Annotated in this window: 18 protein-coding genes; 5 read left to right on the top strand and 13 right to left on the bottom strand. The window is 33.6% G+C overall.

Features of this window, described 5'->3' with window-relative positions:
* Positions 1-41: 41 nt before the first annotated feature.
* The 11 genes from rpsA to AAC069_RS16015 form a co-directional block, all read right to left on the bottom strand.
* Positions 42-1,823 carry a 30S ribosomal protein S1 gene (rpsA, locus tag AAC069_RS16065; RefSeq protein WP_091093673.1) on the bottom strand — a complete coding sequence of 594 codons (1,782 nt, stop codon included), beginning with the start codon at positions 1,821-1,823 and terminating at the stop codon, positions 42-44.
* Between the two features lie 406 nt (positions 1,824-2,229).
* Positions 2,230-3,483: a nucleoside permease gene (locus AAC069_RS16060; RefSeq protein WP_339921452.1), complete on the bottom strand. Its 1,254-nt coding sequence runs from the start codon at positions 3,481-3,483 to the stop codon at positions 2,230-2,232.
* A 71-nt stretch (positions 3,484-3,554) separates the two neighbouring features.
* The gene (gene cmk / locus AAC069_RS16055; protein WP_339921451.1) at positions 3,555-4,250 is read right to left on the bottom strand and encodes a (d)CMP kinase; all 696 of its coding nucleotides are present in this window, start codon (positions 4,248-4,250) and stop codon (positions 3,555-3,557) included.
* A gap of 7 nt (positions 4,251-4,257) precedes the next feature.
* Complete coding sequence (gene porQ / locus AAC069_RS16050; protein WP_339921450.1) at positions 4,258-5,277, bottom strand: type IX secretion system protein PorQ; 1,020 nt, start codon at positions 5,275-5,277, stop codon at positions 4,258-4,260.
* A gap of 172 nt (positions 5,278-5,449) precedes the next feature.
* Positions 5,450-7,900 carry an endopeptidase La gene (gene lon, locus AAC069_RS16045; protein ID WP_339921449.1) on the bottom strand — a complete coding sequence of 817 codons (2,451 nt, stop codon included), beginning with the start codon at positions 7,898-7,900 and terminating at the stop codon, positions 5,450-5,452.
* 237 nt (positions 7,901-8,137) lie between these two features.
* Positions 8,138-9,445 carry an MFS transporter gene (locus AAC069_RS16040; RefSeq protein WP_339921448.1) on the bottom strand — a complete coding sequence of 436 codons (1,308 nt, stop codon included), beginning with the start codon at positions 9,443-9,445 and terminating at the stop codon, positions 8,138-8,140.
* Positions 9,446-9,584: 139 nt separating this feature from the next.
* On the bottom strand, positions 9,585-10,403 hold the full coding sequence (locus AAC069_RS16035) for a M48 family metallopeptidase (protein ID WP_339921447.1): 819 nt from the start codon (positions 10,401-10,403) through the stop codon (positions 9,585-9,587).
* Positions 10,404-10,493: 90 nt separating this feature from the next.
* Entirely contained in the window at positions 10,494-12,893 is a 2,400-nt protein-coding gene (locus AAC069_RS16030; RefSeq protein ID WP_339921446.1) for a glycoside hydrolase family 31 protein, read from the bottom strand.
* A 202-nt stretch (positions 12,894-13,095) separates the two neighbouring features.
* Complete coding sequence (gene glgB / locus AAC069_RS16025; RefSeq protein WP_339921445.1) at positions 13,096-15,003, bottom strand: 1,4-alpha-glucan branching protein GlgB; 1,908 nt, start codon at positions 15,001-15,003, stop codon at positions 13,096-13,098.
* Positions 15,004-15,070: 67 nt separating this feature from the next.
* Positions 15,071-16,351, bottom strand: a complete 1,281-nt coding sequence (locus AAC069_RS16020) for a glucose-1-phosphate adenylyltransferase (protein ID WP_339921444.1) — start codon at positions 16,349-16,351, stop codon at positions 15,071-15,073.
* On the bottom strand, positions 16,348-17,769 hold the full coding sequence (locus AAC069_RS16015; protein ID WP_339921443.1) for a glycogen synthase: 1,422 nt from the start codon (positions 17,767-17,769) through the stop codon (positions 16,348-16,350). Before AAC069_RS16015 ends, AAC069_RS16020 begins: the two co-directional genes overlap by 4 nt.
* A 188-nt stretch (positions 17,770-17,957) precedes the next feature.
* Here AAC069_RS16015 and AAC069_RS16010 point away from each other — a divergent pair, with 188 nt between their 5' ends.
* From AAC069_RS16010 to AAC069_RS16000, 3 genes are read left to right on the top strand one after another with little or no spacing between them, the layout of a single operon-like run.
* Positions 17,958-18,824: an alpha/beta hydrolase gene (locus tag AAC069_RS16010; protein ID WP_339921442.1), complete on the top strand. Its 867-nt coding sequence runs from the start codon at positions 17,958-17,960 to the stop codon at positions 18,822-18,824.
* A gap of 28 nt (positions 18,825-18,852) precedes the next feature.
* Positions 18,853-19,242 carry a peptide-methionine (R)-S-oxide reductase MsrB gene (msrB, locus tag AAC069_RS16005; RefSeq protein WP_339921441.1) on the top strand — a complete coding sequence of 130 codons (390 nt, stop codon included), beginning with the start codon at positions 18,853-18,855 and terminating at the stop codon, positions 19,240-19,242.
* 6 nt (positions 19,243-19,248) lie between these two features.
* A complete protein-coding gene (locus AAC069_RS16000; RefSeq protein WP_339921440.1) occupies positions 19,249-19,890 on the top strand; it encodes an endonuclease III in 642 nt (213 codons plus the stop codon).
* Positions 19,891-20,150: 260 nt separating this feature from the next.
* Here the strand turns inward: AAC069_RS16000 and AAC069_RS15995 are convergent, their stop codons facing one another.
* Positions 20,151-21,770 carry an amidase gene (locus AAC069_RS15995; protein ID WP_339921439.1) on the bottom strand — a complete coding sequence of 540 codons (1,620 nt, stop codon included), beginning with the start codon at positions 21,768-21,770 and terminating at the stop codon, positions 20,151-20,153.
* A 140-nt stretch (positions 21,771-21,910) separates the two neighbouring features.
* Positions 21,911-24,904, bottom strand: coding sequence for a histidine kinase (locus AAC069_RS15990; protein WP_339921438.1), 2,994 nt, complete (start codon positions 24,902-24,904; stop codon positions 21,911-21,913).
* 342 nt (positions 24,905-25,246) lie between these two features.
* Here AAC069_RS15990 and AAC069_RS15985 point away from each other — a divergent pair, with 342 nt between their 5' ends.
* Positions 25,247-25,594 (top strand): transposase, encoded by a 348-nt coding sequence (locus AAC069_RS15985; RefSeq protein ID WP_339921437.1) that lies wholly within the window; start codon positions 25,247-25,249, stop codon positions 25,592-25,594.
* Positions 25,595-25,616: 22 nt separating this feature from the next.
* The gene (locus AAC069_RS15980) at positions 25,617-26,570 is read left to right on the top strand and encodes a transposase (RefSeq protein WP_339921485.1); all 954 of its coding nucleotides are present in this window, start codon (positions 25,617-25,619) and stop codon (positions 26,568-26,570) included.
* Positions 26,571-26,723: the final 153 nt, after the last annotated feature.

Here is a 26,723-nt window from a genome sequence, read left to right as displayed (position 1 = left end):
ACATTACTGTGAGGCTCTCTTATTATAAGAAATAGTGAGAATTATTTTTTCTCAGACTTTTCCATTTTAGCTTTCAATGCAGCTAATACATCATTGCTATCTCCTAAAGTAGAAGCAGGTGCATTAGTTGAGTTTGAAGCTGAAGAATTATTTTCAGTAACTGCTTTCACATTTTTCTCTTCTTCTTCACGGAAGATAGCAGTGTGAGATGCAACTACTCTTTTGAATTCTTTGTTGAATTCGATTACTTTGAAATCAGCAGATTCACCTTTTTTCAATTTCTTACCATCTTCTTTTTCAAGGTGACGAGTAGGAATGAAAGCAACGATATCATCTCCAAATTCTACAGTAGCTCCTTTGTCAACAATCTCAGCGATTTCACCTGTGTGGACAGTTCCAACAGCAAATGAACCTTCGTATTGATCCCAAGGATTAGGAGTAGTTTGTTTGTGACCTAAAGATAATTTACGTCCGTCAACATCTAATTCTAATACTACTACATCAAGTTTCTCTCCAACATTTACAAATTCAGATGGATGTTTGATTTTCTTAGTCCAAGATAAGTCAGAGATGTAAATTAATCCATCAATTCCTTCTTCAAGTTCTACGAAAATACCAAAGTTTGTAAAGTTTCTAACGATACCAGAATGTTTAGAACCTACTGGGTATTTAGAAGTAATGTCAGTCCAAGGATCTTGAGACAATTGTTTGATACCTAATGACATTTTACGGTCATCTCTATCTAATGTTAAGATAACAGCTTCAACAACATCACCTACTTTTACGAAATCTTGAGCAGAACGTAAATGAGTAGACCAAGACATTTCAGAAACGTGGATTAAACCTTCAACACCTTCAGCAACTTCTATGAAAGCACCGTAATCAGCGATTACAACTACTTTACCTTTTACTTTGTCTCCAATTGCTAATTTAGCATCTAGAGCATCCCAAGGGTGAGCGTTTAATTGTTTCAATCCTAATTGAATTCTTGTTTTCTCATCATCGAAATCAAGGATTACAACATTTAATTTTTGATCTAATTCAAGAACTTCAGATGGGTGGTTGATTCTTGACCAAGAAAGGTCAGTAATGTGAATCAATCCATCAACACCACCTAAATCAATAAAGACACCATAAGAAGTAATGTTTTTAACAACACCTTCTAATACTTGTCCTTTTTGTAATTGACCGATGATCTCTTTTTTCTGTACTTCAATATCCGCTTCAATAAGCGCTTTGTGAGATACAACAACGTTTTTAAATTCGTGGTTGATTTTCACAACTTTGAATTCCATTGTTTTATTTACGTAAACATCGTAATCTCTAATTGGTTTAACATCAATTTGAGATCCTGGTAAAAACGCTTCAATTCCGAAAACGTCAACGATCATACCACCTTTAGTTCTGCATTTTACAAAACCATTAACGATTTCTCCTGTTTCGTTAGCCGAAATAACTCTATCCCATGATTTGATAGTACGTGCTTTTCTGTGAGATAAAACTAGTTGTCCAGTTTTGTCTTCACGGATGTCAATTAATACTTCAACAGTATCACCTACTTTTAATGCTGGGTTGTAACGGAATTCGTTTAAAGAAATAACACCTTCCGATTTTGCGTTGATATCAACGATAACGTCTCTATCTGTAATTCTAACAACAGTTCCATCAACTACTTCTTCTTGATCAGTAGAAATAAATGTTTTTGTAACTAATTCTTCGAATTCTTTTAAGTTTTCTTGATTAACTGGATCAATACCTTCTTCGAAGTTATGCCAGTTAAAATTTGCTAAAAACTCTTCTTGTGATTGTACTTGTTCAGACATGCTGATAAAAATTTGTATTCTGTATTCTCTCGAGTTTCTTAATGCGACAGAAAACAACAGAAGTTGTTTGTATAATTTATTGATACCCAAAGGAAACTCTTACTCACCAAAAGGTGTGCAAAATTAATACTTTTTTATTTAACTACAAAATAAATTACACCCTGATAATTAATTAAGAACAGACAAATACTAATTTAACATTAAATTAGCATAAACAGCTATTTTTCAGGAGCATAAACACATTTCATTCTAATCAAGTTTCCTCCTGCTCTCGCCTTTATCTCTCCATTTCATTGCGAGGATATCGGCTCCATCAGGGCTATTTACAACTTATAGAACTTCTAATATACAAATAACCCGATGCTTTTGAGACATCGGGTCATAAATTTTAAAAATTATTTACTTGTTAATGACTTACAGCAGCCACATCCTCTGGATGATGTTTGTGTTTAAACAACACCGCAAAAGCAATTGCAATAATTAAGGCATAGCCTGCAAACGAAAGCCAAATGTTATGCCATTCTCTAACACCGTTATTAGTAAAAAAGTTATCGATAACTATTCCGCTGACAATCCCTCCAAAGAAGGCGCCAAAACCGTTAGACATCATCATAAACAATCCCTGCGCACTGGAACGAATTCTAAAGTCGGTAGTAGTTTCAATAAACAACGATCCTGAAATGTTAAAAAAGTCAAACGCCATACCGTATACAACACAAGACATAATAATCATCCATAATCCATCTCCAGGATTACCATAAGCAAATAATCCAAAACGTAAAACCCAGGCAAACATCGATATAAGCATCACTTGCTTAATCCCAAATCGCTTTAAGAAAAAAGGAATTGCTAAAATAAATAAGGTTTCAGATATTTGAGAAATCGACATGATAATTGTTGAATACTTCGACACAAAAGAGTCGGCGTATTTAGGTGTATTTGCAAAATCTGATAAATAAGTATCTCCATACATATTCGTCAATTGCAATGCGCCACCTAGAAACATAGAAAAAATAAAAAACAATGCCATTTTATAGGTGCCAAATAACTTGAAGGCATCTAACCCCAATTTTTCGGTCCAAGTCGCATTTTTAACAACTGATTTTTGTGCAGGACATTTGGGTAATGTAAATGAATAAATTCCTAAAACTAAAGAAGCAACTCCAGAAATGTAAAACATATTAACTGACGCCTTGTTTCCCGATAAATTAGTCATCCACATGGCAGCAATAAAACCAATAGTTCCCCATACTCTGATAGGAGGAAAAACCTTTACAACATCAAAGTTATTGTTTTTCAAAATATTATAAGCCACTGAATTTGATAGCGAAATTGTAGGCATATAAAACATCATAGCCAGAAATATAACCCAATAAAAAACGGTAGGGCTATCAACTTGTGGTATATAAAAAATAGCAAAGCCACTTAAAATATGTAATATCCCGTATAATTTTTCAGCATTAATCCATCTATCGGCAATAATCCCTATTAGTGCAGGCATTATAATTGACGCAATTCCAAGAGTTGAAAACACAGCCCCAAATTCGGCACCACTCCATCCTTTAGTCCCAAACCAGTAATTCCCAACAGTAATCAACCACGCTCCCCAAACAAAGAACTGAAGAAAACTCATTACCGTCAATCTATTTTTAATTCCCATAAAATGAATTCTTATATTTTAAATAACAAAAGCCCGTAAATCTAATATTAAAAATGATATCTACAAAAAAATTACTCTGTTTTAGTAACTTCATCGACTAACCCTAATACAATCTCAAATTGTTCTTCGCGCGTAAGATGAGAATTGTCAATCTCGATAGCATCTTCTGCCAGTACCAACGGTGAATTATCCCTGTGCGTGTCAATATAATCTCTTTCTTCTACATTTTTAAGAACTTCTTCATAAGTAACATCATCCCCTTTCTGAATTAATTCATCGTAACGCCTTTGAGCTCGGGTACTTGCACTCGAAGTCATGAATATTTTAAGTTCGGCATCTGGAAAAACAACGGTACCTATATCTCTGCCATCCATAACAATTCCTTTGTCTTTTCCCATTTCTTGTTGCTGTTCCACTAATTTCGCACGTACTTCTGATATCGTAGCTACTTTACTTACGAAACTTGACACTTCAATGGTTCTAATTTCTTTTTCAACATTAACATCGTTCAAATACATTTCAGCAAAACCCAACTCTGGATTGTATCTGAATTGTAGTCGAATTTTAGCAAGGCTATTTATTAAGGATTCTTTGTCAAAATTTTCAGCGGTTATATATCCGTTTTGCATTGCAAATAATGCGATAGCACGATACATAGCACCGGTATCTACATAAACGTAGCCTAAATGATTAGCTAATTGTTTGGCTAAAGTACTTTTTCCTGTAGATGAAAATCCATCTATTGCAATTGTAATTTTTTTATTCAAAATAGTATTATTGAAAGTTAATTGTTAAACCAAAAAGACTCGTATTTCCTGCTAAAGTATATCTTGAGTAGGAGTAATTAAATTTTAATTTATTGAATTTTAATCCAAATCCCAGTGAAACACCTGAGAAATTTCTTTGTTCCAGAATTCGCAATTCTTCGGCTCTTCTAAAATTATAGCCTAATCTCAGATTAAAGGATTTTTGAGGAAAAAGCTCCACTCCAAAAATAACATGTCGCAAAGCATTATTTACAAATGATACTTTTTCTTCGGTAGAAGTGCCATCAAGAGACGATTGCGCTCGAACAGGATTAGAAAAAGCAATATTCCATTGTTGCAAATTCTCTAATGTAAGATGCCATCGAAGAGGAACATGTTCTAACTCTTGAGAAACACCCACAATTACTTCAAGAGGTAATTTTTCTCGCACCTCAGAATAAGTTGTAAATTGAGTACCTATATTTCTAATAACCAAACCCCAGTTTACGTCATTTCTTTCGTCAATAAAAATAGCCCCTATATCAATCGCCCCTCCTAATGAATTATAACTTTCGAGTGTTGAAGAAATTAATTTTGCATTGGCCCCAATATGCATCGTCGTGTTCGGAATATTATAGGCATATCCCGCCGAAAGCGCAATCTCACTACCAGTGAATGAAGCTGTAGGCTCACCAGCTTCGTCATAGCCATCAAAACTACCGTAATTCACGTAATTCACACCCATTTGAAATGTTTGTAAATGACGGTCATAAGTATAGGCATAAGAAGCTGTACCATAAGTAACCTCCCCATAATAACTACCATAATTTAATGCCAAATGGTTGTCCATTTCTACATTTATTGTTGAAGGATTAAAATTAACCTGATTCACATCGTCATCATAAATCGTAATGGTTTTTCCACCGAGCGCTGCCTGCCTTGGAGAAGTCACCAAATTTAAAAACTGATAGGTATACTTGCCTCCTATTTGACTGTAACTTACAGTGCAAACGAGGAACAAAACGTATAATAAAAGTTTTTTGAACATGCTTTATAGCTGTATTTCTGTAAAATAAAACGCAATTGCGAAGATAAAATTATAATAGTAATAAACACGGGTTTTACATCTTCAAATTCCAAACAAATAAAATTCCAAAATCATCGCTTAATTATATTAGGCTTTGATTTTGGAATTAACTCTTTTAATGAAACTCTTTTACTTACAAGACTTTGGCATTTTTAACCTTCTGATCTGTAATTGCAATTTTTAAAACCTCACTCATTTCTTTTACATAATGAAACGTAAGACCCTGAATATATTCTGGTTTTATTTCGTCAATATCACTTTTATTTTCATGACATAAAATAATCTCTTTGATATTGGCACGTTTAGCCGCTAAGATTTTTTCTTTTATTCCACCTACAGGCAATACCTTCCCTCTTAAAGTAATCTCACCCGTCATCGCCATATTTTTCTTTACTCTTTTTTGAGTAAATACAGAAACTAAAGAAGTCAACATAGCAATACCTGCACTTGGTCCGTCCTTAGGCGTTGCACCTTCGGGTACATGTAAATGAATATTATATTTAGAGATGATCTCAGGGTTTAACCCCATAAGTTCCGCATTCGCTTTAATATATTCTAAAGCAATTGTAGCCGACTCTTTCATTACTGTACCTAAATTTCCAGTAATAGTCATCGTTCCTTTACCCGGAGAAATCAAAGACTCTATAAAAAGAATATCACCACCTACACTTGTCCAAGCTAACCCCGTCACTACACCAGCAACATCATTGCTTTCGTATTTGTCACGTTCTAATCTTGGAACACCTAGCACTTTTAAGATATCCTCATCAGTTACTTTTTTATTGTATTCTTCCTCCATTGCTACTGATTTAGCAGCATTTCGGATCACTTGCGCAATTTTTGCTTCTAATCCACGAACACCAGATTCACGAGTATATCCTTCAACAATTTTTTCCAATTGTTTTTTTCCAATCGTTAACTCTTTGGAAGTCAAACCATGTTCTTTTAACTGTCTTGGAAACAAATGTTGTTTCGCAATTTCTACTTTCTCTTCGATAGTATACCCAGACATCTTTATGATCTCCATACGGTCTCTTAATGCCGGTTGAATAGATGACATCGTATTTGAAGTAGCAATGAACATCACTTTAGACAAGTCATAACCCATTTCCAGGAAATTATCATAAAAAGAATTGTTTTGCTCGGGATCTAAAACTTCTAGTAAAGCAGACGATGGATCACCTTGACTACTTACTGACAATTTATCGATTTCATCTAAAACAAATACTGGATTTGATGTTCCAGCCTTTTTTAAACTTTGAATAATTCTTCCCGGCATTGCACCTATATACGTTTTTCTATGTCCTCTAATTTCAGACTCATCGCGCAAACCACCAAGTGAAATACGTACATATTCTCTACCTAATGCTTCTGCCACTGAACGTCCAATAGAAGTTTTACCCACTCCCGGAGGTCCTGTCAAACAAATAATTGGAGATTTCATATCATTTCGCAATTTTAAAACTGCTAAATGTTCTATCATTCTTTTCTTTACATCTTCTAATCCAAAATGATCGCGATCTAGTATTTTCTGAGCACGTTTCAAATCAAAATTATCTTTCGAAAATTCGTTCCAAGGTAACTCTAAAAACAAATCCAAATAATTTCTTTGAATTCCAAAATCAGGAGCCTGAGGATTCATTCGACGCATCTTAGACACTTCTTTTTCGAAATGTTTTTTGGTTTTATCATCCCATTTCTTAGACTTGGCCTTAACCAACATTTCATCTATTTCCTCTTCCTGTGTAGAACCACCCAACTCTTCCTGGATTGTTTTCATTTGTTGGTGCAAGAAATATTCTCTTTGTTGTTGATCTAGGTCAAAACGAACTTTTGATTGGATATCGTTTTTTAACTCCAGTTTTTGCAACTCAATGTTCATATAACGAAGCGTCTCTAAAGCTCTTTCTTTCAAATCATTGATCGCTAACAAATCTTGCTTTTCTTTAACAGACAAGTTCATATTTGAAGTAACGAAATTGATTAGGAAAGATTGGCTTTCAATATTCTTAATAGCAAATGTTGCTTCAGTTGGAATATTCGGACTTTCCTTTATAATTTGGATTGCTAATTCTTTTATTGATTCAAGAATAGCTAAAAATTCAGTATCTGTTTTATCAGGTCTATTTTCAGGAAAATCTTTAATACTTGCAGTAAGATAAGGATCCTCTGAAGTAACAGTATCAATTTCAAAACGTTTTTTACCTTGAAGAATAACGGTTGTATTACCATCAGGCATTTTTAAAACGCGTAAAATTCTGGCTACAGTTCCAATAGTATGAATATCCTCTTTAGTAGGATCTTCGTCTGACTCATCTTTTTGAGCTACAACACCAATGATTTTCCCTGCTGCATTTGCGTCATTAATTAGCTTAATCGATTTATCTCGACCGGCAGTAATAGGGATTACAACTCCCGGAAATAAAACCATATTACGTAGTGGTAAAATGGGTAAAGAATCTGGTAATTCTTCATTAATCATCTCCTCCTCATCTTCGGGAGTCAATAATGGTATTAATTCGGCTTCTGAGTCATATTCCTGTAGTGACAGATTGTCAATAGTAAGTATTTTATGATTTGACATATTATTTTTAAGTCTTTTTGTCATTAAAAAATTTCGTGTAGATAACAAATATAAGGTATCAGCAGTTTAAATTTGAATAAAACGTACATTAAACCCCATTATTCATTACTTGCATTAAAAATGCAATCTTTGTGCCATTTTAGAAAATATTTTGGGGGTTGACGCTACTTTCCATCAGATAATTCTAATTAAAAAGGCTGTAATTCCTTTCTTCGGCAATTCTATTTGTAGTATAACCTACTTTATTTCTTCTGTCTTTTTTATAAAACTAAGGACTATAAAACCCAACAAAAAGAAAACCGCCAGAATAAAAAATGAATTTCTCATCGAGTTTGTAATTGCTGCGACAAATCCAAAAACAAATGTCCCCACTACAATCGATATTTTTTCAGTAACGTCAAAAAAGCTAAAATAAGTAGCGTGATCTTCAGTCTCTGGTAATAATTTTGAGTAAGTAGAACGGGATAAAGACTGAATTGCCCCCAAAACCATTCCTATCGTGCCTCCAAGAACATAAAATTGGATATCAATATATTCACTTTTAGCATCAAGTAAATAAGCCGCAAGGCATATAAAGCCCCAAATTACTATGGTAATTTTCAACGTTGCTATATTACCTATTTTCTCTGATAATCTTGAAAACAAATAAGCTCCAAGAATAGCGACTACATTTATTAATAAAATTATAATTATCAACTTACTGGTGTCAATACCTAATTCTTTCTTTCCAAAAAGTCCTGCCAATAATATCACCGTTTGCACTCCAATACTATAAAGAAAAAAAGCAGTTAGGAATTGTTTTAAATTTTTCATGTCCTTTAAGCTATCTAATACAGCTCTAAGCTCCCTAAGTCCTTTGAAGATATAGTCCTTTTCTGGTTTTTTATGAAAGACATTATTGGGTAAATAATGAAATGTAACTTGTGCAAAGCCCATCCACCAGATACCTACCGATAAAAAAGAAATACGCGCCGGTAAAGAACCATCTGATATTCCATACCATTCTGGTATCATGACCATAGTTAGATTAAAAGCTAATAAAATTAAAGAACCTGCATAGCCAAACATAAATCCTTTGGCACTTACTCTATCATGCTGCTCAGGAAAAGCAATTTCTGGTAAATAGGAATTATAAAAAACGATACTTCCCCAAAAGCCAATACTAGCGAAGATTGTACCTAAAACTCCAATCCATAAGGTATCTTGGCCCTTAAAAAAGAACAAGCTCATCACAGATACTGATCCCAAATAACAAAAGAATTGCAGGAATCGTTTCTTATTTCCCGTATAATCTGCAATACCAGATAAAATGGGAGACATTAAAGCCACTATCAAAAATGAAAAGGATAAGGAATAGGATAAAAGAGATGAATTATTAAATTCATAACCTAAAAATTGAACTATTCCGTTATTGTCACTAGTTACCGTTTCATAGTAAATTGGGAAAACCGCAGTAGCGATAACTAAACTATAAACTGAATTAGCCCAATCATAAAAAGCCCAAGCATTTATTAACTTTTTATCTCCTTTTTGTAATGCTACCATAGAATTATTTTTATACGAATTTATCTATTTTTTCATAGTAAACATATAAAATATAAGGAATTTTCAAAACCTGATCTTTTGTTAACGCAAAAAAGCCAATTCAAATGAATTGGCTTTTTTTTATATCAATTATAAATTATTATTTATAAATCATTCCGAATTTTGCTGCAATAGCTTTAGCTTCCGGAACCATCGCTTGTAAATTTGCTATTCTGGTAGCATCAGATGGATGCGAACTTAAAAATTCAGGTGGAGCTTGACCGTTTGAACTTGCCGCCATTCTAGTCCAGAAAGAAATTGCTTGATCAGGATTGTATCCTGCAATAGCCATTAATACAAGTCCTATTTTATCAGCTTCAGTTTCGTGATTTCTACTGTAAGGCAACATTACTCCTACTTGTGAACCAACACCATAAATTTGCTGCCATGTTTGTTGAGTTTCTGCACTTTTCCCTCCTGTTGCAACAGCCACTCCTACAGCACCTAGACCTTGAAGTTGAGCAGCACTCATACGTTGCGCTCCATGATTAGCAAGAGCGTGAGAAACTTCATGTCCCATTACTGTAGCTAATCCTGCATCATCTTTTGTTACCGGCAAAATCCCTGAATAAACAACAATTTTACCACCAGGCATACACCAAGCATTAATTTGTTTATCATCAATTAATTTATATTCCCATTGGTATCCGTTTAAATATTCTTTTTGCCCTAAAGAATTTAAATATTTTTCGGCTGCCAATTTTATTTTTGTTCCTACAGCTTCAACTCTTCTCGCGTCAGCAGTACCTGTAATAACTTTATTAGCATTTAGGAAAGTTCCATACTCCGCAAATGAGGAAGGAAAGAGTTCGCTATTGGAAACAAAATTTAAAGTTTTCTTTCCTGTTAGCGGATTCGTTGCGCATGAGACCAATAATCCCAATGTACAAATACCTATTAATATTGAATGTTTTTTCATGATCCTATTTTTATTTTAACAAAAATACAATAATTATAGATATGCTATTTGCAAAATTAAAATCAAATGTTTCAACATTTTTGGTTTTTCTTATTCTCCAATGATATGTAAAACATTAAATTCCTTACCTACAATAAGATAATTATCTTCTTCAAATTTGACTCTGTCAAATAAAACCTCTTCATTATCAATCTCTATGCCTTTCACCTTAAAAGGAAATCCGATTAGATTTATCTTATACTTAGAATAATTAGTATCATATTTACCTTCTTTATGCAATTGGATATTAAGCTCTTTTTCCTTTCCTGTTACTCTAAAAGTCAAGAAACTATATCTTCCTTTTTTATAATCATAGCCATCTTGTGCATCTTCATACACTACCGATTTCTCTTTTCCTTCTTTATAGTATAAATCTAAAGTCAATTCATCAAACTCTAACTCTCCCACATATTGTTGAACAGGATATTTTGGAATAATAGCACCCGCTTTTACAAAAACTGGAATTTCATCAAATTTAGTATCTACCCAAATTTCTTTCCCTCCAGTCACTAAACTATTAGTCCAGTAATTATACCATTGTCCACGAGGAATATACATTCTTCTACCTAATGAATTCGGTTCCAAAATAGGACATACTAAAATTTGATTTCCAAAAACAAATTCGTCATTTCGATAGTGCGTTTGTATATCACTTTGGTCGTAGTAAACTAATGGTTTAAGCATAGGGATACCCTCTTCAATATATTGCCAAAACATGGTATACAAGTATGGCAACAATTGGTAGCGAAGATTAACAAACTTTCTAGTAATATCAATAACCTCGACATCAAATGCCCAAGGCTCCTGATCTCCATGATCACCAGACGAATGTGTTCTACAAAAAGGATGGAAAACACCCAATTGTATCCAACGTGCATACAATTCACCCGAAGGTTGCTCTGCAAATCCACCGATATCTGACCCAGTGAAACCCATTCCTGAAATTGACATTCTTTGCACTTGTATGTTTGCTATCCATAAATGCTCCCAAGTTGCTACATTATCGCCAGTCCAAGAGGATGTGTAGCGTTGTGCTCCCGCATAAGCCGATCTCGTGATTATAAAAGGTCTTTTAGGATAAGCAAATCTTTTTACTCCATGATAGGTGGCTCTTGCCATCTGTGTACCATAAATATTATGTGCTTTTCTATGACTACAAGGGTTTCCGTCATAATCATGACGAACATCCATCGGGAACGTTTTATTTGGCACTTCCATCACGGCAGGCTCATTCATATCGTTCCAAACTCCTTTGACTCCAATATCAGATATTAATTCTTTAAACAATCCTGCCCACCATTCTCTGACTTCGGGATTTGTATAGTCTGGAAAATTGCATTCTCCCGGCCAAACTTTTCCTTTCATATAAGGACCATCAGCACGTTTACAAAAATAATCTTTTTCCAAAGCCTCTTTATATACCGCGTATTCCTTGTCAATTTTAATTCCTGGATCAATAATCACAACGGTTTTAAAACCATCTTCTGCTAATTCTGCAACCATTCTCTTGGGATCAGGAAAATATTCCTTGTTCCAAGTAAAACATCGAAACCCTTCCATGTAATCAATATCCAAATAAATGGCATCACATGGTATTTTTAATTCCCTGAATTTTGATGTAATTTCTTTTACATTACTCTCCGGAAAATAACTCCACTTACATTGGTGGTAACCCAAAGCCCACAACGGCGGTAATTCTGGTTTTCCCGTTAAATCAGTATAGCTAGTGACAACGTCCTCCATTTGAGGACCGTGGATAAAATAATAATTCATCTCCCCTCCTTCTGCCCAAAAACTGGTAACATTTCTTCTCTCGTGACAAAAATCAAAGAAAGTTCTAAATGTATTATCGAAGAAAATACCGTAGGCTTGTTTATTTTGCAACCCAATAAAAAAGGGAACTACTTTGTATAAAGGTTCTTGATCTTTCTGAAAAGCATATTGATCAGTGGCAAAATTCTCCAACCTTTTCCCTTTCAAATTCATTTGGGTCGCTTTATCGCCAAGGCCATAAAAACATTCTCCATCTTTTGAAGCCTTACTCATTTTAACGATATTACCGCCATATTCGTAACTTTCCTCCCAGTGGAAACCCAATTCGTCTTCAAGTAAAACATTTCCGTTTAAATCATAAATAGATACTCTCATATCTATTTTTTGAACTACGCATTTTACTTTACTAGTTTGTATTTGATAATATTGAGCTTCTTCGGTAACTTCAAGAAAGTTATATCCATGCGAATGGCTCTTATCAATAGCATAGGAAAAGTCATTACTAAAATATCCCTTAGTTGTATATCTAAACCGGATGAGGCTATCTCTCACCACAGTGATTTTTAAAACTACACTATTGTCTGTATTGAAAAAAACTGAATCGACATCATGTTCAAAAGAAACTATTTTTGATGGATATAAATCCCCTTTGAATTCTAATTCTGTATTTGTAATCATGTTATACTTTATTACTATTAAGCCCTTTATTTGTTTCCAAAAATACAAAAAAGTACATTCGCCTTTCTAAAAAGAAATTTTATTAAAGAAGTCTTTGTAACTGTTTTATTAAAAAACAAACTCTATTAATTCCAGGAATCAATAGAGTTTGCCGAATTAATAATTTTATTTAAAAAAGTCGTACGCCTATTATTATAAATACTTACACGATTTTAAAAACGATTACTCCTAAAGGAGCTAATGTTAGTTCTACTGAATAATCGCGTCCGTCATATGGTGCCGCTTCTATCGCTAATTTAGCACCATTTTTTATGCCGCTACCACCATAAATCGCAGCGTCACTATTAAAAATCTCCTTCAGTTTCCCTTTCCTTGGAATACCTATTCGATAATTTTCACGAATTACTTGGGTAAAATTACAAACCACGATTACATCGTCTTTTAACTTGACTCCTTTTCGAATATAGGAAATAACTGCATTTTGATGGTCTGAATAGTTAATCCATTCGAATCCTTCGGGACTAAATTGCTTTTCATATAATGCCGGCTCCGCCTTATACAACCCATTTAGATCAGTTATCAGCTTTCTTACCCCGTCATGATATGGATATTCATTCAAATGCCAATCAAGACTACCTTCAAAATTCCATTCAGCACTTTGCCCAAATTCACATCCCATAAACAGTAATTTTGTTCCTGGATGTGTAAACATATAGCCATATAGAAGTCGTAAATTTGCAAACTTTTGCCATTCATCACCAGGCATTCTGCCAAGAATAGATTTTTTACCATACACCACTTCATCATGAGAAAGTGGCAACATGAAATTTTCTGAAAAAGCGTAAGTTGACGAGAAAGTCAAATCATTTTGATGGTACTTTCTATATACAGTGTCTTTTTGAAAATATTCTAAAGTATCGTGCATCCAACCCATCATCCATTTCATTCCAAATCCTAATCCTCCAATGGACGTTGGTCTTGAAACCATAGGAAACGAAGTACTTTCTTCTGCAATAGTTTGGACACCTTCAAAATTAGAATACACCGCTTCATTGAATTCTTTCAAAAAACTTATGGTATCTAGGTTTTCACGCCCACCATAAATATTAGGTTCCCATTCGCCATCATTTCTTGAATAATCTAAGTATAACATCGAAGCTACTGCATCCACACGAAGTCCGTCTGCATGGTAATACTGCAACCAAAACAAGGCATTACTGATTAAAAAGGAACGCACTTCATTACGCCCATAATTAAAAACTAAACTTTTCCAGTCTGGATGATATCCTTTTTTACGATCTGGATGTTCAAAAAGATTAGAGCCGTCAAAGAAGCCTAATCCATGTGCGTCATCTGGAAAGTGAGAAGGAACCCAGTCCAGAATAACCCCAATTCCGGCCTGATGCAATCGATCTACCAGAACCATAAATTCTTGCGGATTCCCAAAACGGGATGTCGGTGCAAAATAACCCACGAGTTGATATCCCCATGAAGGATCATAAGGATACTCCATGATAGGCATAAACTCAACATGAGTAAATCCAGTTTCTTTTACATAAGTAACTAAATCTTCTGCAAATTCAATATATGTCAGAAATCGATTGTCTTCCCCATGACGTTTCCAGGATCCTAAATGAACTTCATACACCGAGTACGGTTTGTCTAGCGCATTGTGATCTTGACGATTCTTCATCCATTTGCTATCATCCCATTTGTAATCGAGATCCCAAACTACAGATGCAGTATGCGGTGGTTTTTCACAATAAAAAGCAAAAGGATCAGCTTTTTCAGTAACAATTCCGCCGTTATTTGATTGTATCTTATACTTATAGGTAGCCCCTTTTTCGACATATGGTATAAACCCTTCCCAGATACCAGAGGAATCCCATCTAACCTGAAGCAGATGTTCTCCCTGAGTCCAGAAATTAAAATCTCCTACAACAGATACAGAATGAGCAGTGGGAGCCCAAACGGCAAAATACACCCCTTTTACACCATCTAATTCAATTAGATGTGCTCCAAGTTTCTCATATAATCTGTAATGCTTTCCAGCTTTAAATAAGTCAATATCAAAATCAGTAAAAAGGGAATGTGTGAGAACTTTGCTCATATATATTGGTATGTTTCTAATCGTATGGAATAAATTAGAATATTAACTTTAAAAAATACTTTTGATCTTAATTTATCTTATAACCATCTGGAATAACAGAACCTTTTTTAATTACTACAATTCCTTCCTTAATAGCATATAATTCATGTAAAACATCTTCTAAATGCTTACCACCATTTATATAAACGTTATTACCAATTCTACAATTTTTATCTACTAATGCGTTATTGATAAAACAATTATCACCGATACCCATCAAAATATTGTTATTAGCTTTATCTTCATTCATATCATCGATACTTTGATAATAGTCATTCCCCATAACATAAGTATTTTGAATAACAGTTTCATCTCCTATTCGAGAACGAATACCAATAACTGATTTCTTGATTTCTTTAGCATGAATAATACAACCTTCAGAAATTAATGATTGCTCCACTAAGGTATGGTGAAATTTTGACGGAGGTAACAATCTCGGACGAGTGTAAATCTTATTATCGTTATCGAATAAGTTAAATTTAGGAATATCATCTGTCAAACCAATATTAGCCTCAAAAAACGAATCTATATTACCTATATCAGTCCAATACCCTTCATATTGATAGCTTAATATTTTTTGTTTTCCTACCGCTTGTGGAATAATTTCTTTTCCAAAATCCTTTGTATCTGGATTTTTCATTAATTCAACTAACAGCTCTTTATTGAATATATATATTCCCATGGAAGCTAGGTAATGTTTACCTTCACTTTTCATTTGCTCACTTACATCAGACTCCCATTCCGGTAGCAACTCTTTAGCTGGTTTTTCAATAAATGACTCTATACAACTGTCAGCATTTGTTTTTAAAATTCCAAATTCCGGTGCATCTTTAGCATTTACAGGCAACGTGGCAATTGTTATATCAGCTTCATGTTTAATATGTTCTTCAATCATTTCATTGAAGTCCATTTGGTATAATTGATCTCCAGAAAGGATTAAAGCATAATCAAAATCATGATTCAAAAAGTGAGGCATGCATTGTCGCACTGCATCTGATGTCCCTTGAAACCACGTTGGATTATCAGGTGTTTGTTCGGCAGCAAGAATGTCCACAAAAGCTTGACTAAAAGCATTAAAAGTATAAGTGTTTTTTATATGAGCATTTAAAGAAGCTGAATTAAACTGCGTCAATACAAACATTCTTTTAATGTCTGAATTCATACAATTTGAAATTGGAATATCAACTAATCTATATTTCCCAGCAATTGGCACTGCAGGCTTAGATCTACTTTCTGTCAATGGATATAACCTAGATCCTTGTCCTCCTCCTAAAATAATTGCAATAACATTTTTCTTCTTAGCTTTCATACTTTATTAATTATTAAATTATAAACCTCTATATATTCTTGACATGCTTTTTCCCAGGAATGATCTGTATTCATCCCTAATTGCCTAATTTCATTTAAATGTTTTTTATCTTTATACAAGCTTACTGCCCTTTGAATGGAGTAACAAATATCCCCTACAGAAGCTTGATCATGCGCAATACCATTCCCGTTATCTCCAAAATCAATTACTGTATCTTTTAGCCCTCCTGTTCTTCGTACAATTGGAATTGTACCATATCGAAGGGAATACATCTGATTTAATCCGCATGGCTCGACCCTTGATGGCATCAATAAAAAATCAGCTCCTGCATAAATTAAATGCGCTAATTCTTCGTTGTACCCTATAAACGTGTTGTAATTCCCTTTATAATCTACCAATAAACTATTTAAATGGTTTTCTATCTCTTGATTTCCAGAACCTAAAATAAGAATGTTGATTTCTTTATAATTTTCTGATAACGCCAAAGCCGATGCCTGTGGCAATAAATCGCCTCCTTTTTCTTCTAATAATCGTCCTATAAAACTAAAAAGTGGTTTTTTGGGATCTAAGTTAAATAAAGTACATAATGTCTCTTTGTTCTGCTGTTTACCCTTTTCAAAATTTTCAACTGAATAGTTTTTTTCCAACATTTTATCTTTGGCAGGATCCCAAACTTCAGTATCGATTCCGTTTAATATCCCTCTTGATTTATAACGCACAATATTAAATAGTGATTCTAATCCATTTGCTGAGTAATTAATCTCATTCAAATAATTTGGAGAAACCGTTGTCACTGCCCAAGCACATTTTACAGCTACAGCCAATGAATTGATACAGTGATCCCACTCTAAAACATTCACATGAGCTAAATCAAATTCCGGTAAATAATGTAGTTTATCAAATCCAAATTGCCCCTGATACAATCCATTATGGATCGTAATCATTGAAGGTGTGTTTTGTATTTTTTTATATTTATCACAATACAACATCATAAACGGAATCAAACCTGTATGATGATCATGGCAATTGATTACATCCGGCATTTCATTACGACCTATTATCCAATCTAAGGCGGCTATTTGAAAAGATAAAAATCTTTCAATATCATCCTCATATCCATATACTTCCTTTCTATCGAATAATTCGGGAATTTCAATGAGATATAACTCAAATCCTAACTTATCTGTTGTTTCCTTGAGTACATTAAATGAAAAATTGAATTTTCCCAATTTCACAAAACCCCAGTGAACACATTCAAATTTATTTTCTTTTTTAAATTTTGTGTCATAACAAGGAATCACAACTCTTGCAAGATGGCCGGCTTTATTCTGGTATTTTGGCAAAGCCCCTACGACATCCGCTAAACCTCCTACTTTTGCTACAGGATAACATTCTGCGCTTATATGAAATATTTCCATTTATTAAATTTTGTTATTCTTCAAATTATGTAGTTGAATTGAAAATCTTTTTTTTTTATTAGGACCATTCTTTCTTTAATGTTAAAGGTTAATTTGATATTAAAACTTTATTAAATATACTACTTTTATGTTTTTCTAAATTTAGTAAAAATTTTATAAAATAAAAGCGGTCTCAAAAATTTATCGATATGACAAAAAAATCTTCTATTCACACTCAATCATTACAAATTCCTAAGCCTATTCTACTTGCAAGTAAATTTATCTCTTTTATTTCACCTAAAATTACCATATTATTTGCCGCTAAATTATTTACAACACCAATAAAACATAAGATTCCTAAAAGGGAGCTTGAAATGGACGAAAAAAGCGAACAAACAACACTTCATATTCCTGCAATAAACAAAGCGGTTGTTGTTTACAAATATGGACAAAGTGACAAGAAAATTTTATTGGTTCATGGATGGTCAGGACGAGGAACTCAATTGGTAAAAATAGCAGATGCATTAGTAAATTGTGGTTATTCTACCGTTAGTTTTGACGCTCCTGCACATGGCAAATCACCTGGAAATCAATCTATAATGACTGAGTTTATAGCTTCAATTTTAGAAATTGACAAACAGTATGGTCCTTTTGAATCCGCTGTTGGACATTCTTTGGGTGGAATGTCGGTGCTTAATGCTATAAAACAAGGTCTCAAATTAAATACTGCCGTAGTTATAGGAAGTGGTGATATTGTTCAAGATATTATTGAAGATTTTATTGCTAAATTACAGCTAAAACCAAGTTATGCTAACTCTTTAAGACTTCATTTCGAGAAAAAATATGGAGGAAAAATGAATGACTACTCTGCTTATCAAGCAGCTAAAAATATTACAATACCTGTTTTAGTAATTCATGATAAAGATGATCCCGAAGTTCCAGTAAAAGCTGGGTTACACATTTATGATCATTTAAAAAATGGAGAACTCTTTTTAACAGAAGGGTTAGGACACCGAAAAGTTTTAGGTGATTCTGAGGTAGTCAAAAGAACGGTGCAATTTGTGACCAAATACTAATTATTAATCCAAAAATCAATTCTAAACAATGAAATATCCTATAGAGAAATCCGAAGCCCAATGGAAACAAGAACTGGGAGAAGAAAAATACCGTGTTCTACGTGAGAAAGGAACAGAACGTCCACATACAGGAACTTACAATTTGCACTACGAAGAAGGAACTTATTGCTGTGGCGCTTGCTCAGAACCATTATTTGAAAGTGACTCAAAGTTTGATGCACACTGTGGCTGGCCGTCATTTGATGACTCAATTCCCGGAAAAGTCAAATATGTTTTAGATAAAACGCACGGAATGATTCGTACTGAAATAGTTTGTGCAAACTGTGGCAGTCATTTGGGACATTTATTTAATGATGGGCCAACAAGTACTGGACAGCGCTATTGCGTAAATTCGGTTTCAATAGATTTCAAAAAATAAAAACGAATGGATTTATTTGGATACTCAAATGATTGGGAACAAAAATTAGAACCTATTCTAATAAAGTATAAAGGAAGAAAACATCCATTAGAGTACGCTAATTTATATCAGCTTTTAGTAATGGTAGTTTTATCAGCTCAGGATTCTGATGCCAATATAAATAAAATAGCTCCAGTCCTTTTTGAAGTATATCCAAATATGCAAAGTTTGGCGGTTTCGAATGTAGAAAGGCTAATACCCTATATCTCGACAGTCAAAAATTTTGAAACCAAAGCCATATGGTTAATAGAAATCGCAAAAACCATTGAAAAAGACGAGAACATCCCCCTAACAATGGATGCTTTGACAGCTCTAAAAGGTATTGGCCGTAAATCTGCGAATGTTATTATGCGCGATGCCAAAGCTCCTGCAGCAGGTATCATTGCAGATCTACATGTTATACGTGTGACACCCAGAATCGGATTAATTTTAGAAACTAAAGACGGTATCAAAGTCGAAAAACAATTGATACAAGTATTACCAAAAACTATTTGGGAAGAAATAGGAATGGCAATCTCTTTTTTAGGCAGAGAAATTTGTCGCCCAACTCCTAAATGTAACGAATGTCCGATTAATGGAATATGTAAACATTATAGAGAGAATTTCTAAAATCGCATCGTGTTAACGCATTGGAAAGATGTGGTACGATTGCTTATTTAGTACAATTCACTAAATACATACAAAAACAATAGTATCATAAATCAAACCCCAGTCCATCATTCCTTACTGTAGTGAACTTTCTATTATGATTTTTTTAAGCTCCCAAATTAAAATATAAGCATAGAACCGTTACCTTATTTCTCTTATATACGATAACAAATAACGGCTATTCATCCCGTTATTTATTATCGTAATTTTTCCAATTCTTTTTATAAAAATGACTTCTTGAAACTTGGTTTAATCCTACTATTAGAAGCTTGTTCGTAAGCATAGGCGATTCCTATTAATTCAGGTTCTGAATAAGGTTTCCCGAAGAAAGAAAATCCTATTGGTAATTCATAAACCATACCGCAAGGTACTGTGATATGAGGATATCCACTTGCCGCTGCTGGAGTTGTCAAGAAAACATCTCCCCAACGGTCACCATATATATTGTCGATACTACATGCAGGTCCCATTGTTAATCCGCAAATTGCATCAAGCTTATTCGCCTTGATTACATCATCTAAAATTTTCTTAGAACCAAAATGGCTTTTATTTAATGCTTCAATATATATTTTATCATCAAGTCCTTTCTTCTCGTTTGAACTTATTAGCGTCTCTTGTTTAAAATAAGGCATTGCTTTATCCTCATTGACACTATTGAAATCGATAACCTCTTTTAATGTTTTTACCTTCGCATTTGAAGTAGCTAAATACTTATTGACTCCAGCTTTAAATTCATATTGCATCGCTTCAAACTCGGCGGATCCTAATTCGTTTATTTTATCTAAATAATCTATTTCAATAACGGTTGCACCTTGTTTTTTAATCAGATCAATCGCTTTGTTTTGCAAGGCATGCATAAACTGATTTTGACCCTGTGGTTTTCTCTCTACCCCAATTCTTTTCCCTTGCAATGCCTTTGCATCTAGGAATTTAGTATAGTCTGTTTCTCCCTTTCCTTGACTTTCATTAGTGACGGGGTCTTTAGAATCAATTCCTGCTAATACTCCAAGTAATATAGCTGCGTCTTTAACTGTTCTCGCCATTGGTCCGGCCGTATCTTGGGTATGTGATATGGGAATAATTCCAGATCTACTGACTAATCCTACTGTGGGTTTAATACCAACGATACCACTAACTGCTGAAGGGCAAACTACAGAACCATCCGTTTCAGTACCCACAGCCACGACGCAAAGATTTGCCGCTACGGCCACAGCAGAACCTGCACTGGAACCACATGGATTATGATCTAAAATATAAGGGTTTTTTGTTTGTCCGCCTCTACTACTCCATCCGGAGCATGACTGTGTGGAACGAAAATTTGCCCATTCACTCAAATTTGTTTTACCAATAATGATGGCGCCTGCTTCCCTGAGCCTGTTAACGACAAAAGCATCATTTGAAGCATAATTGCCTTCCAAAGCAAGTGATCCTGCTGTAGTTTGCATTTTGTCAGCCGTGTCGATATTATCTTTTAGGACAACAGGGATACCATGTAAAGGTCCTCGTAATTTACCCGCTTTCATCTCGACATCCATCGCCTTTGCTATAGATATCGCTTCAGGATTAATTTCTATAACCGAATTTAAATTAAGTCCGTTTTTGTCTATTGCGTCAATACGCCTTAGATACAATTGCACTAATTGTTCTGAAGTATATTTTCCGGAAGCTAATTTTTCACGCAGGCTACTAATCGTTTCTTCCTCAAGTTCAAATATAGTTGTAGTATCGTCGACAACCTCCGACTCTTCATTCTTTTTTACATTAGTACAACCCGAAATTAAAAAAGCACTAAGACTCATAGAGGCCATCGTCGTTGATGTTAAGAAAGTTCTTCTTTTCATAGATGAAATTATTTAAGCAATTAATTCTAAAAAATTGGCTAGCCTAAAGTACTACATAATTTTTAATTTAAATTAACTGTCATAAAATAATTATTACAATAACAAATAGATATCATCTTTCAACCGAAACTGGCTACTTTTCAAATAATTAGTTGGATTGTAACCGTTGTGCCGTCATTCTCCGTAAAATGAATTTGAATGGGATTCAAATTAGATCGCTGCAATAAAAAAATACGCTCTTTGGCTAATGCAATACCCCTCGAAACATGAAATTTAGATTGTTTATGGGCCTTCAAGCCTTTTCCATTATCGCTAATTTTACACTCTAAAAGATGAGTGGAGACCATTTCGAAAGATAATTTCAGTTTTGGAGAAGGATGAAATTCATCAAAGGCGTGAACAAAAATATTTTCTATAAAAGGCTGAATCAACATAGGCGGAATTTCTAGCACCTTCTTATCTATCGCGGGGTCTACATAAATATCAGACACAACACGGTCTTTAAATCGCATGTTTTCAATAAATATGTAGCTCTCTAAATACGCTACTTCTTCTTCGATTGTAATCGTTTGCTTTGGTGAATTTTTTAGAGTTTTTCTCATCAACCCTGCAAACTCACTGATGTATAAAGAAGAATTGTGTTCGTCATTTGCGCCTACATAGTCTTGAATGGAATTTAACGCATTATAAATAAAATGTGGATTCATCTGGTTAGATAACGCTTCAAATTTAGCCTCCGTTATTTGTTTCTCCTTCTTCTCTTTTTCTTTTGCTATATTTCTTCTATGCATAATTACATAAAATATAATACAACAAACAATTAAAAGGATAAGAGAAATGAACCACCAAGTCAACCAAAACGGAGGCATAATATCAATCGCTAATACTTTAAAAATACGTGAAGATCCAGTATTAAAATCATACGCTTCAATTTCTACTTCATAATTTCCATACGGCAAATAAGGCAAAAATAAGTTGCTTTTATCACTATAAGGGCTCCATCTATTATTAGACTTTAATCTATATCTGAACTTTAATTTCTCAGGAAAGGAACTCCCATTAGGAACAAAATCAATTAAAAACGAATTTTGTTGATAATCACAAACTATCTTTTTGGAAGAATACCTAAACCAACTATAATTAGATGTATTTACAGGAATGTTATTAACTGCTACCTTAGTTATATCTATACCTGAAATAGCAATCTGATCTTTTAAAAGTATATCTAAATCTATAGTATAAAAGCCTTTTTTTGTTCCCAACCACAACTGATTATCCTTAATTTGGGAAGCAGTGAAATTACAGTCCTTCAAACCTTGCTCTTTATCTATAAAGCGAAAGATACCATTTTGATAAATATTGATTCCCTTTTCAGTTCCTATGAAAATACAATCTTTATAACTTTCTAAAAAAAGAATTGTTTTACCTATTAAATCATCTTTATCGATTGTTTGTAAGACTTTAAATTCAGCCCTATCGTCAACAATAAATACATTTCCAAACTCTGCAGCTAATATAAGTTGGCCTTTATCATTTATAGTAATATGCTTAAACTTATTTTCCCTCCATATACCATCAGCTAAATAAGATTGAAACTCATCGTTATGATAGACATACAAACCATTAAAAACAGACAAAAGATAGGTCTTGTCCTTGTTATTAAATATTTGTACAATATACTGTGGCGTGTTTTTTTCAAATTTAGAATAATGAGTACTTTTAAGAGAATAGATATCATCATATACCCTAACTCCTGCATAAGTAATCGTTTCAATAAATTTATCGTTTGAAGAAAAGCCAAATTTAAGACTGTGCTTAGGTACATAATTGATAATTTTACCTTCTGAATTCATTTCGAAAATACCAATATTGCTGCCAATCCAAAATGAGGTTTTATGTTCCACCATTTCATAGAACACAATTCCTTCCGCTTTAATATTGAAATTAAGTTCAAAATCTCTCGACTCCTCTCCTTGCTTCTTTACTATACGATTTCCATTATCTAAATAACTCTGTTCAACCTTCTTAAAATCCGAAAGTGTAATCGTTTTTAAAATTTCCTTGTCAGAATTCAAAATAGAAATACCCTTGGTATGTAAAACAATTTTATTCTTCCCACTATTCGAAAAACCCAGTATTGAGTATCCTACAAACGGTGAATAATCAATCATCTTGTCCAACCGAATTTCATAGATTCCTTTATCATTGGAACCCACATATAAAATATCTTTAGATTTACTATATACTACATTAAGTAGCACATTCGAATCTATACCATACAAAGTAGAAACAGATATCATTTGATCATTATCAATACGATATAACCCACCATCGGGATTATAAATACCCCAAGCTGCCGCAAAAACAGTATTTCTTTTATCTTTGGCGAACTGCCACACTGTTGACTTTCCAAACTTAGAAGAAGTAAATCTCTTTTTTTTAATCTCTAAAATATCAAATTTATTAATGTAGCCATTATTTGCACTATACAAAACAGAACCATAAAGCCCCAAAGAATAGGTGTTTTTATGCATAAGCACCTGTATAACTTTCGGAGAATGACCGGATTCCTCTATTTTATATAAACCATCAAAAATCGAGGTAAAATACACTTCACCATCATACTCAAAGAAAGAAATACATATAAAATCCTCTTTATGAACTGGCACAGTTGGCGTAATAACTTTATTGGTATTAATGTCAATTATCGAAATGCCCTGCTCTGTTCCAACATACATTTTGTTTTTATAAGGAAAAACTTTCCTTGTCTTATTAGAAAGTAAACCTTGTTTAGTGGTGAAAACACTAAACTTTTGACCGTCAAATTTACTGATACCTCCACCATAACTAGCAAACCACATATTTCCATAAGTATCTTGTGAAATATCCCAACAACTGTTATGTCCCAATCCATCTGACTCATCTATTGTGGAAAAAGAACCATTTAGCATTCTCGAAACTCCATTTTCGGTACCAATCCACAACACATTTTTATTGTCTAAAAATAAAGATCGCACCGCATTATTAGGCAAACCATCTGCAGTTGTATAATTTTTAGAGGGAAAATATTGTCCAAATAATGAAAAAGAGCATATAAATAAGAAAAATAGCTGAAAACCATTTTGTAATTTCATTCAAAAATATTTTGTTTTTGATTTAATACACGAATATATTTTTATACACATCAATATAAAGGTCTAAAAAGGAAAGAAAGAATAAGCAGTTAGCTATATAGACCCTCTACAGACAAGCTATACAACTGTAATCACATAAGCGAAAATACACTATTAAAACCTATAAAATTGCAAATTAAGATAAAGGTATTAACAATTGCTTAATGAATAAATATCGTTGATGATCTTTTACTTTTCTTCTACGAAACACTCGTTCGTTAGAACAGGATTTTATGGATCAGGAACAAAACCTGGGGAGAGTTTTTAGAAAAAAGAATATTTTTGCATCATTAACTTTGAGATATGACTTCTATAGACCTTTTAAAATTTATGCTCCCCGATTTTTTAATAGATAACTTTGAAATAGTTTCTGCAACTAATTCTGAAGAAAACTTACATCTATATTTTGAAGAAAAAACAAACCCTCCAAAAGAGTTTAATGCTGTAGAATTAGTATCCAAAGGTTTTTTAGATGAAATAACAATCCAAGATTTTCCTCTTAGAGGCAAGTTTGTGTATTTACACATTAAACGCCGTCGTTGGACAAATAAAACTACTGGCGAAATCATTAAAAGAGATTGGCTGTTAGTTGCCAAAGGAACACGTATGACGCAAGAATTTGCGGCTTTTTTAAAAGAAATTAATAGATAATACAGCAGTTAATTGCCATACTATTGGTAGTTTCTTTGGGGTTAATGGGAAAAATCTTCAAAGACAGTACAAAAGACACCTCAGTACATTTAGTACTTGGGAGCCTAAAGAACACGCACATCAATGGATTATCTATCCCGAAAACATAGGAACTCACTTAGCCATTGACGAAGTTGCTTTATCACAAGGAGAACTTTATACCATTGTTACTAATAAAAAAGCAAAAGGCAAAAAAGGATCATTGCTTGCTATAGTTGCTGGTACTAAAACAGAACAAGTAATAGAGCAAGTCAGCAAAATCAATTTAAAAGATAGACAAGCCGTTATAGAAATAACATTAGACATGGCTAACTCGATGAAATTAATAGCTAAAAAATGTTTCCCTAAAGCAATACAAGTAACCGATCGCTTCCACGTACAAAAACTAGCCTTAGAAGCGTTACAAGAAATTAGGATTAAACACCGATGGGAAGCTATGGACAAGGAGAACCAATCCATATTGAAGGCTAAGACCCAAAACAAAACTCATATTCCCCAACTTTTAATCAACGGCGATACTGTAAAACAATTATTAGCCAGAAGTCGCTATTTACTTTATAAATCCAGACAAAAATGGACCAACAACCAAGAAGAAAGAGCGAAGTTATTATTTGAATTGTATCCTGATATTAAAAAAGCATATGATTTATCACAGCAATTACGAACCATCTACAACAGTAAAAATGATAAGAATGTTGCTATGTTAAAATTAGCGCATTGGTATAGAAAAGTCGAGGAATCAGGTTTTAAAAACTTTAATATCGTTCTCAATACCATAACCGTCAATTACAATTCAATATTAAATTACTTTGATAATCGAAGTACAAATGCTTCAGCGGAATCTTTCAATGCCAAAATAAAAGCTTTTAGATCTCAGTTTAGAGGTGTTCGTAAAATTGACTTTTTTCTATTTAGATTATCTAACCTTTTTGGATAACCCCCAACTTTTGAACTTGATCCGATTTTATAAATCCTAAAATAGAATCAGGATAAAGAAAGGTGACAAGCCGAGCCCGAAGGGCCAACAGCATTGTACCGTAAAACAAAAAACCCCGTTCGTTAGAACGGGGTTTTCAAAGAAAGGCGACGA

The sequence above is a fragment of the uncultured Flavobacterium sp. genome, from assembly GCF_963974175.1.
GTDB lineage: Bacteria > Bacteroidota > Bacteroidia > Flavobacteriales > Flavobacteriaceae > Flavobacterium.
This window is presented reverse-complemented; position numbering and strand designations above follow the sequence as displayed.

What these genes read in the sequence shown, in the direction of transcription:
- rpsA (WP_091093673.1), bottom strand. Translation starts at nt 1,823, where the DNA reads ATGTCTGAACAAGTACAATCACAAGAAGAGTTTTTAGCAAATTTTAAC.
- porQ (WP_339921450.1), bottom strand. Translation starts at nt 5,277, where the DNA reads ATGTTCAAAAAACTTTTATTATACGTTTTGTTCCTCGTTTGCACTGTA.
- AAC069_RS16060 (WP_339921452.1), bottom strand. Translation starts at nt 3,483, where the DNA reads ATGGGAATTAAAAATAGATTGACGGTAATGAGTTTTCTTCAGTTCTTT.
- AAC069_RS16010 (WP_339921442.1), top strand. Translation starts at nt 17,958, where the DNA reads ATGACAAAAAAATCTTCTATTCACACTCAATCATTACAAATTCCTAAG.
- AAC069_RS15990 (WP_339921438.1), bottom strand. Translation starts at nt 24,904, where the DNA reads ATGAAATTACAAAATGGTTTTCAGCTATTTTTCTTATTTATATGCTCT.
- msrB (WP_339921441.1), top strand. Translation starts at nt 18,853, where the DNA reads ATGAAATATCCTATAGAGAAATCCGAAGCCCAATGGAAACAAGAACTG.
- AAC069_RS16020 (WP_339921444.1), bottom strand. Translation starts at nt 16,351, where the DNA reads ATGAAAGCTAAGAAGAAAAATGTTATTGCAATTATTTTAGGAGGAGGA.
- AAC069_RS16015 (WP_339921443.1), bottom strand. Translation starts at nt 17,769, where the DNA reads ATGGAAATATTTCATATAAGCGCAGAATGTTATCCTGTAGCAAAAGTA.
- AAC069_RS16030 (WP_339921446.1), bottom strand. Translation starts at nt 12,893, where the DNA reads ATGATTACAAATACAGAATTAGAATTCAAAGGGGATTTATATCCATCA.
- AAC069_RS15985 (WP_339921437.1), top strand. Translation starts at nt 25,247, where the DNA reads ATGACTTCTATAGACCTTTTAAAATTTATGCTCCCCGATTTTTTAATA.
- AAC069_RS15995 (WP_339921439.1), bottom strand. Translation starts at nt 21,770, where the DNA reads ATGAAAAGAAGAACTTTCTTAACATCAACGACGATGGCCTCTATGAGT.
- AAC069_RS16035 (WP_339921447.1), bottom strand. Translation starts at nt 10,403, where the DNA reads ATGAAAAAACATTCAATATTAATAGGTATTTGTACATTGGGATTATTG.
- AAC069_RS16000 (WP_339921440.1), top strand. Translation starts at nt 19,249, where the DNA reads ATGGATTTATTTGGATACTCAAATGATTGGGAACAAAAATTAGAACCT.
- AAC069_RS16040 (WP_339921448.1), bottom strand. Translation starts at nt 9,445, where the DNA reads ATGGTAGCATTACAAAAAGGAGATAAAAAGTTAATAAATGCTTGGGCT.
- glgB (WP_339921445.1), bottom strand. Translation starts at nt 15,003, where the DNA reads ATGAGCAAAGTTCTCACACATTCCCTTTTTACTGATTTTGATATTGAC.
- lon (WP_339921449.1), bottom strand. Translation starts at nt 7,900, where the DNA reads ATGTCAAATCATAAAATACTTACTATTGACAATCTGTCACTACAGGAA.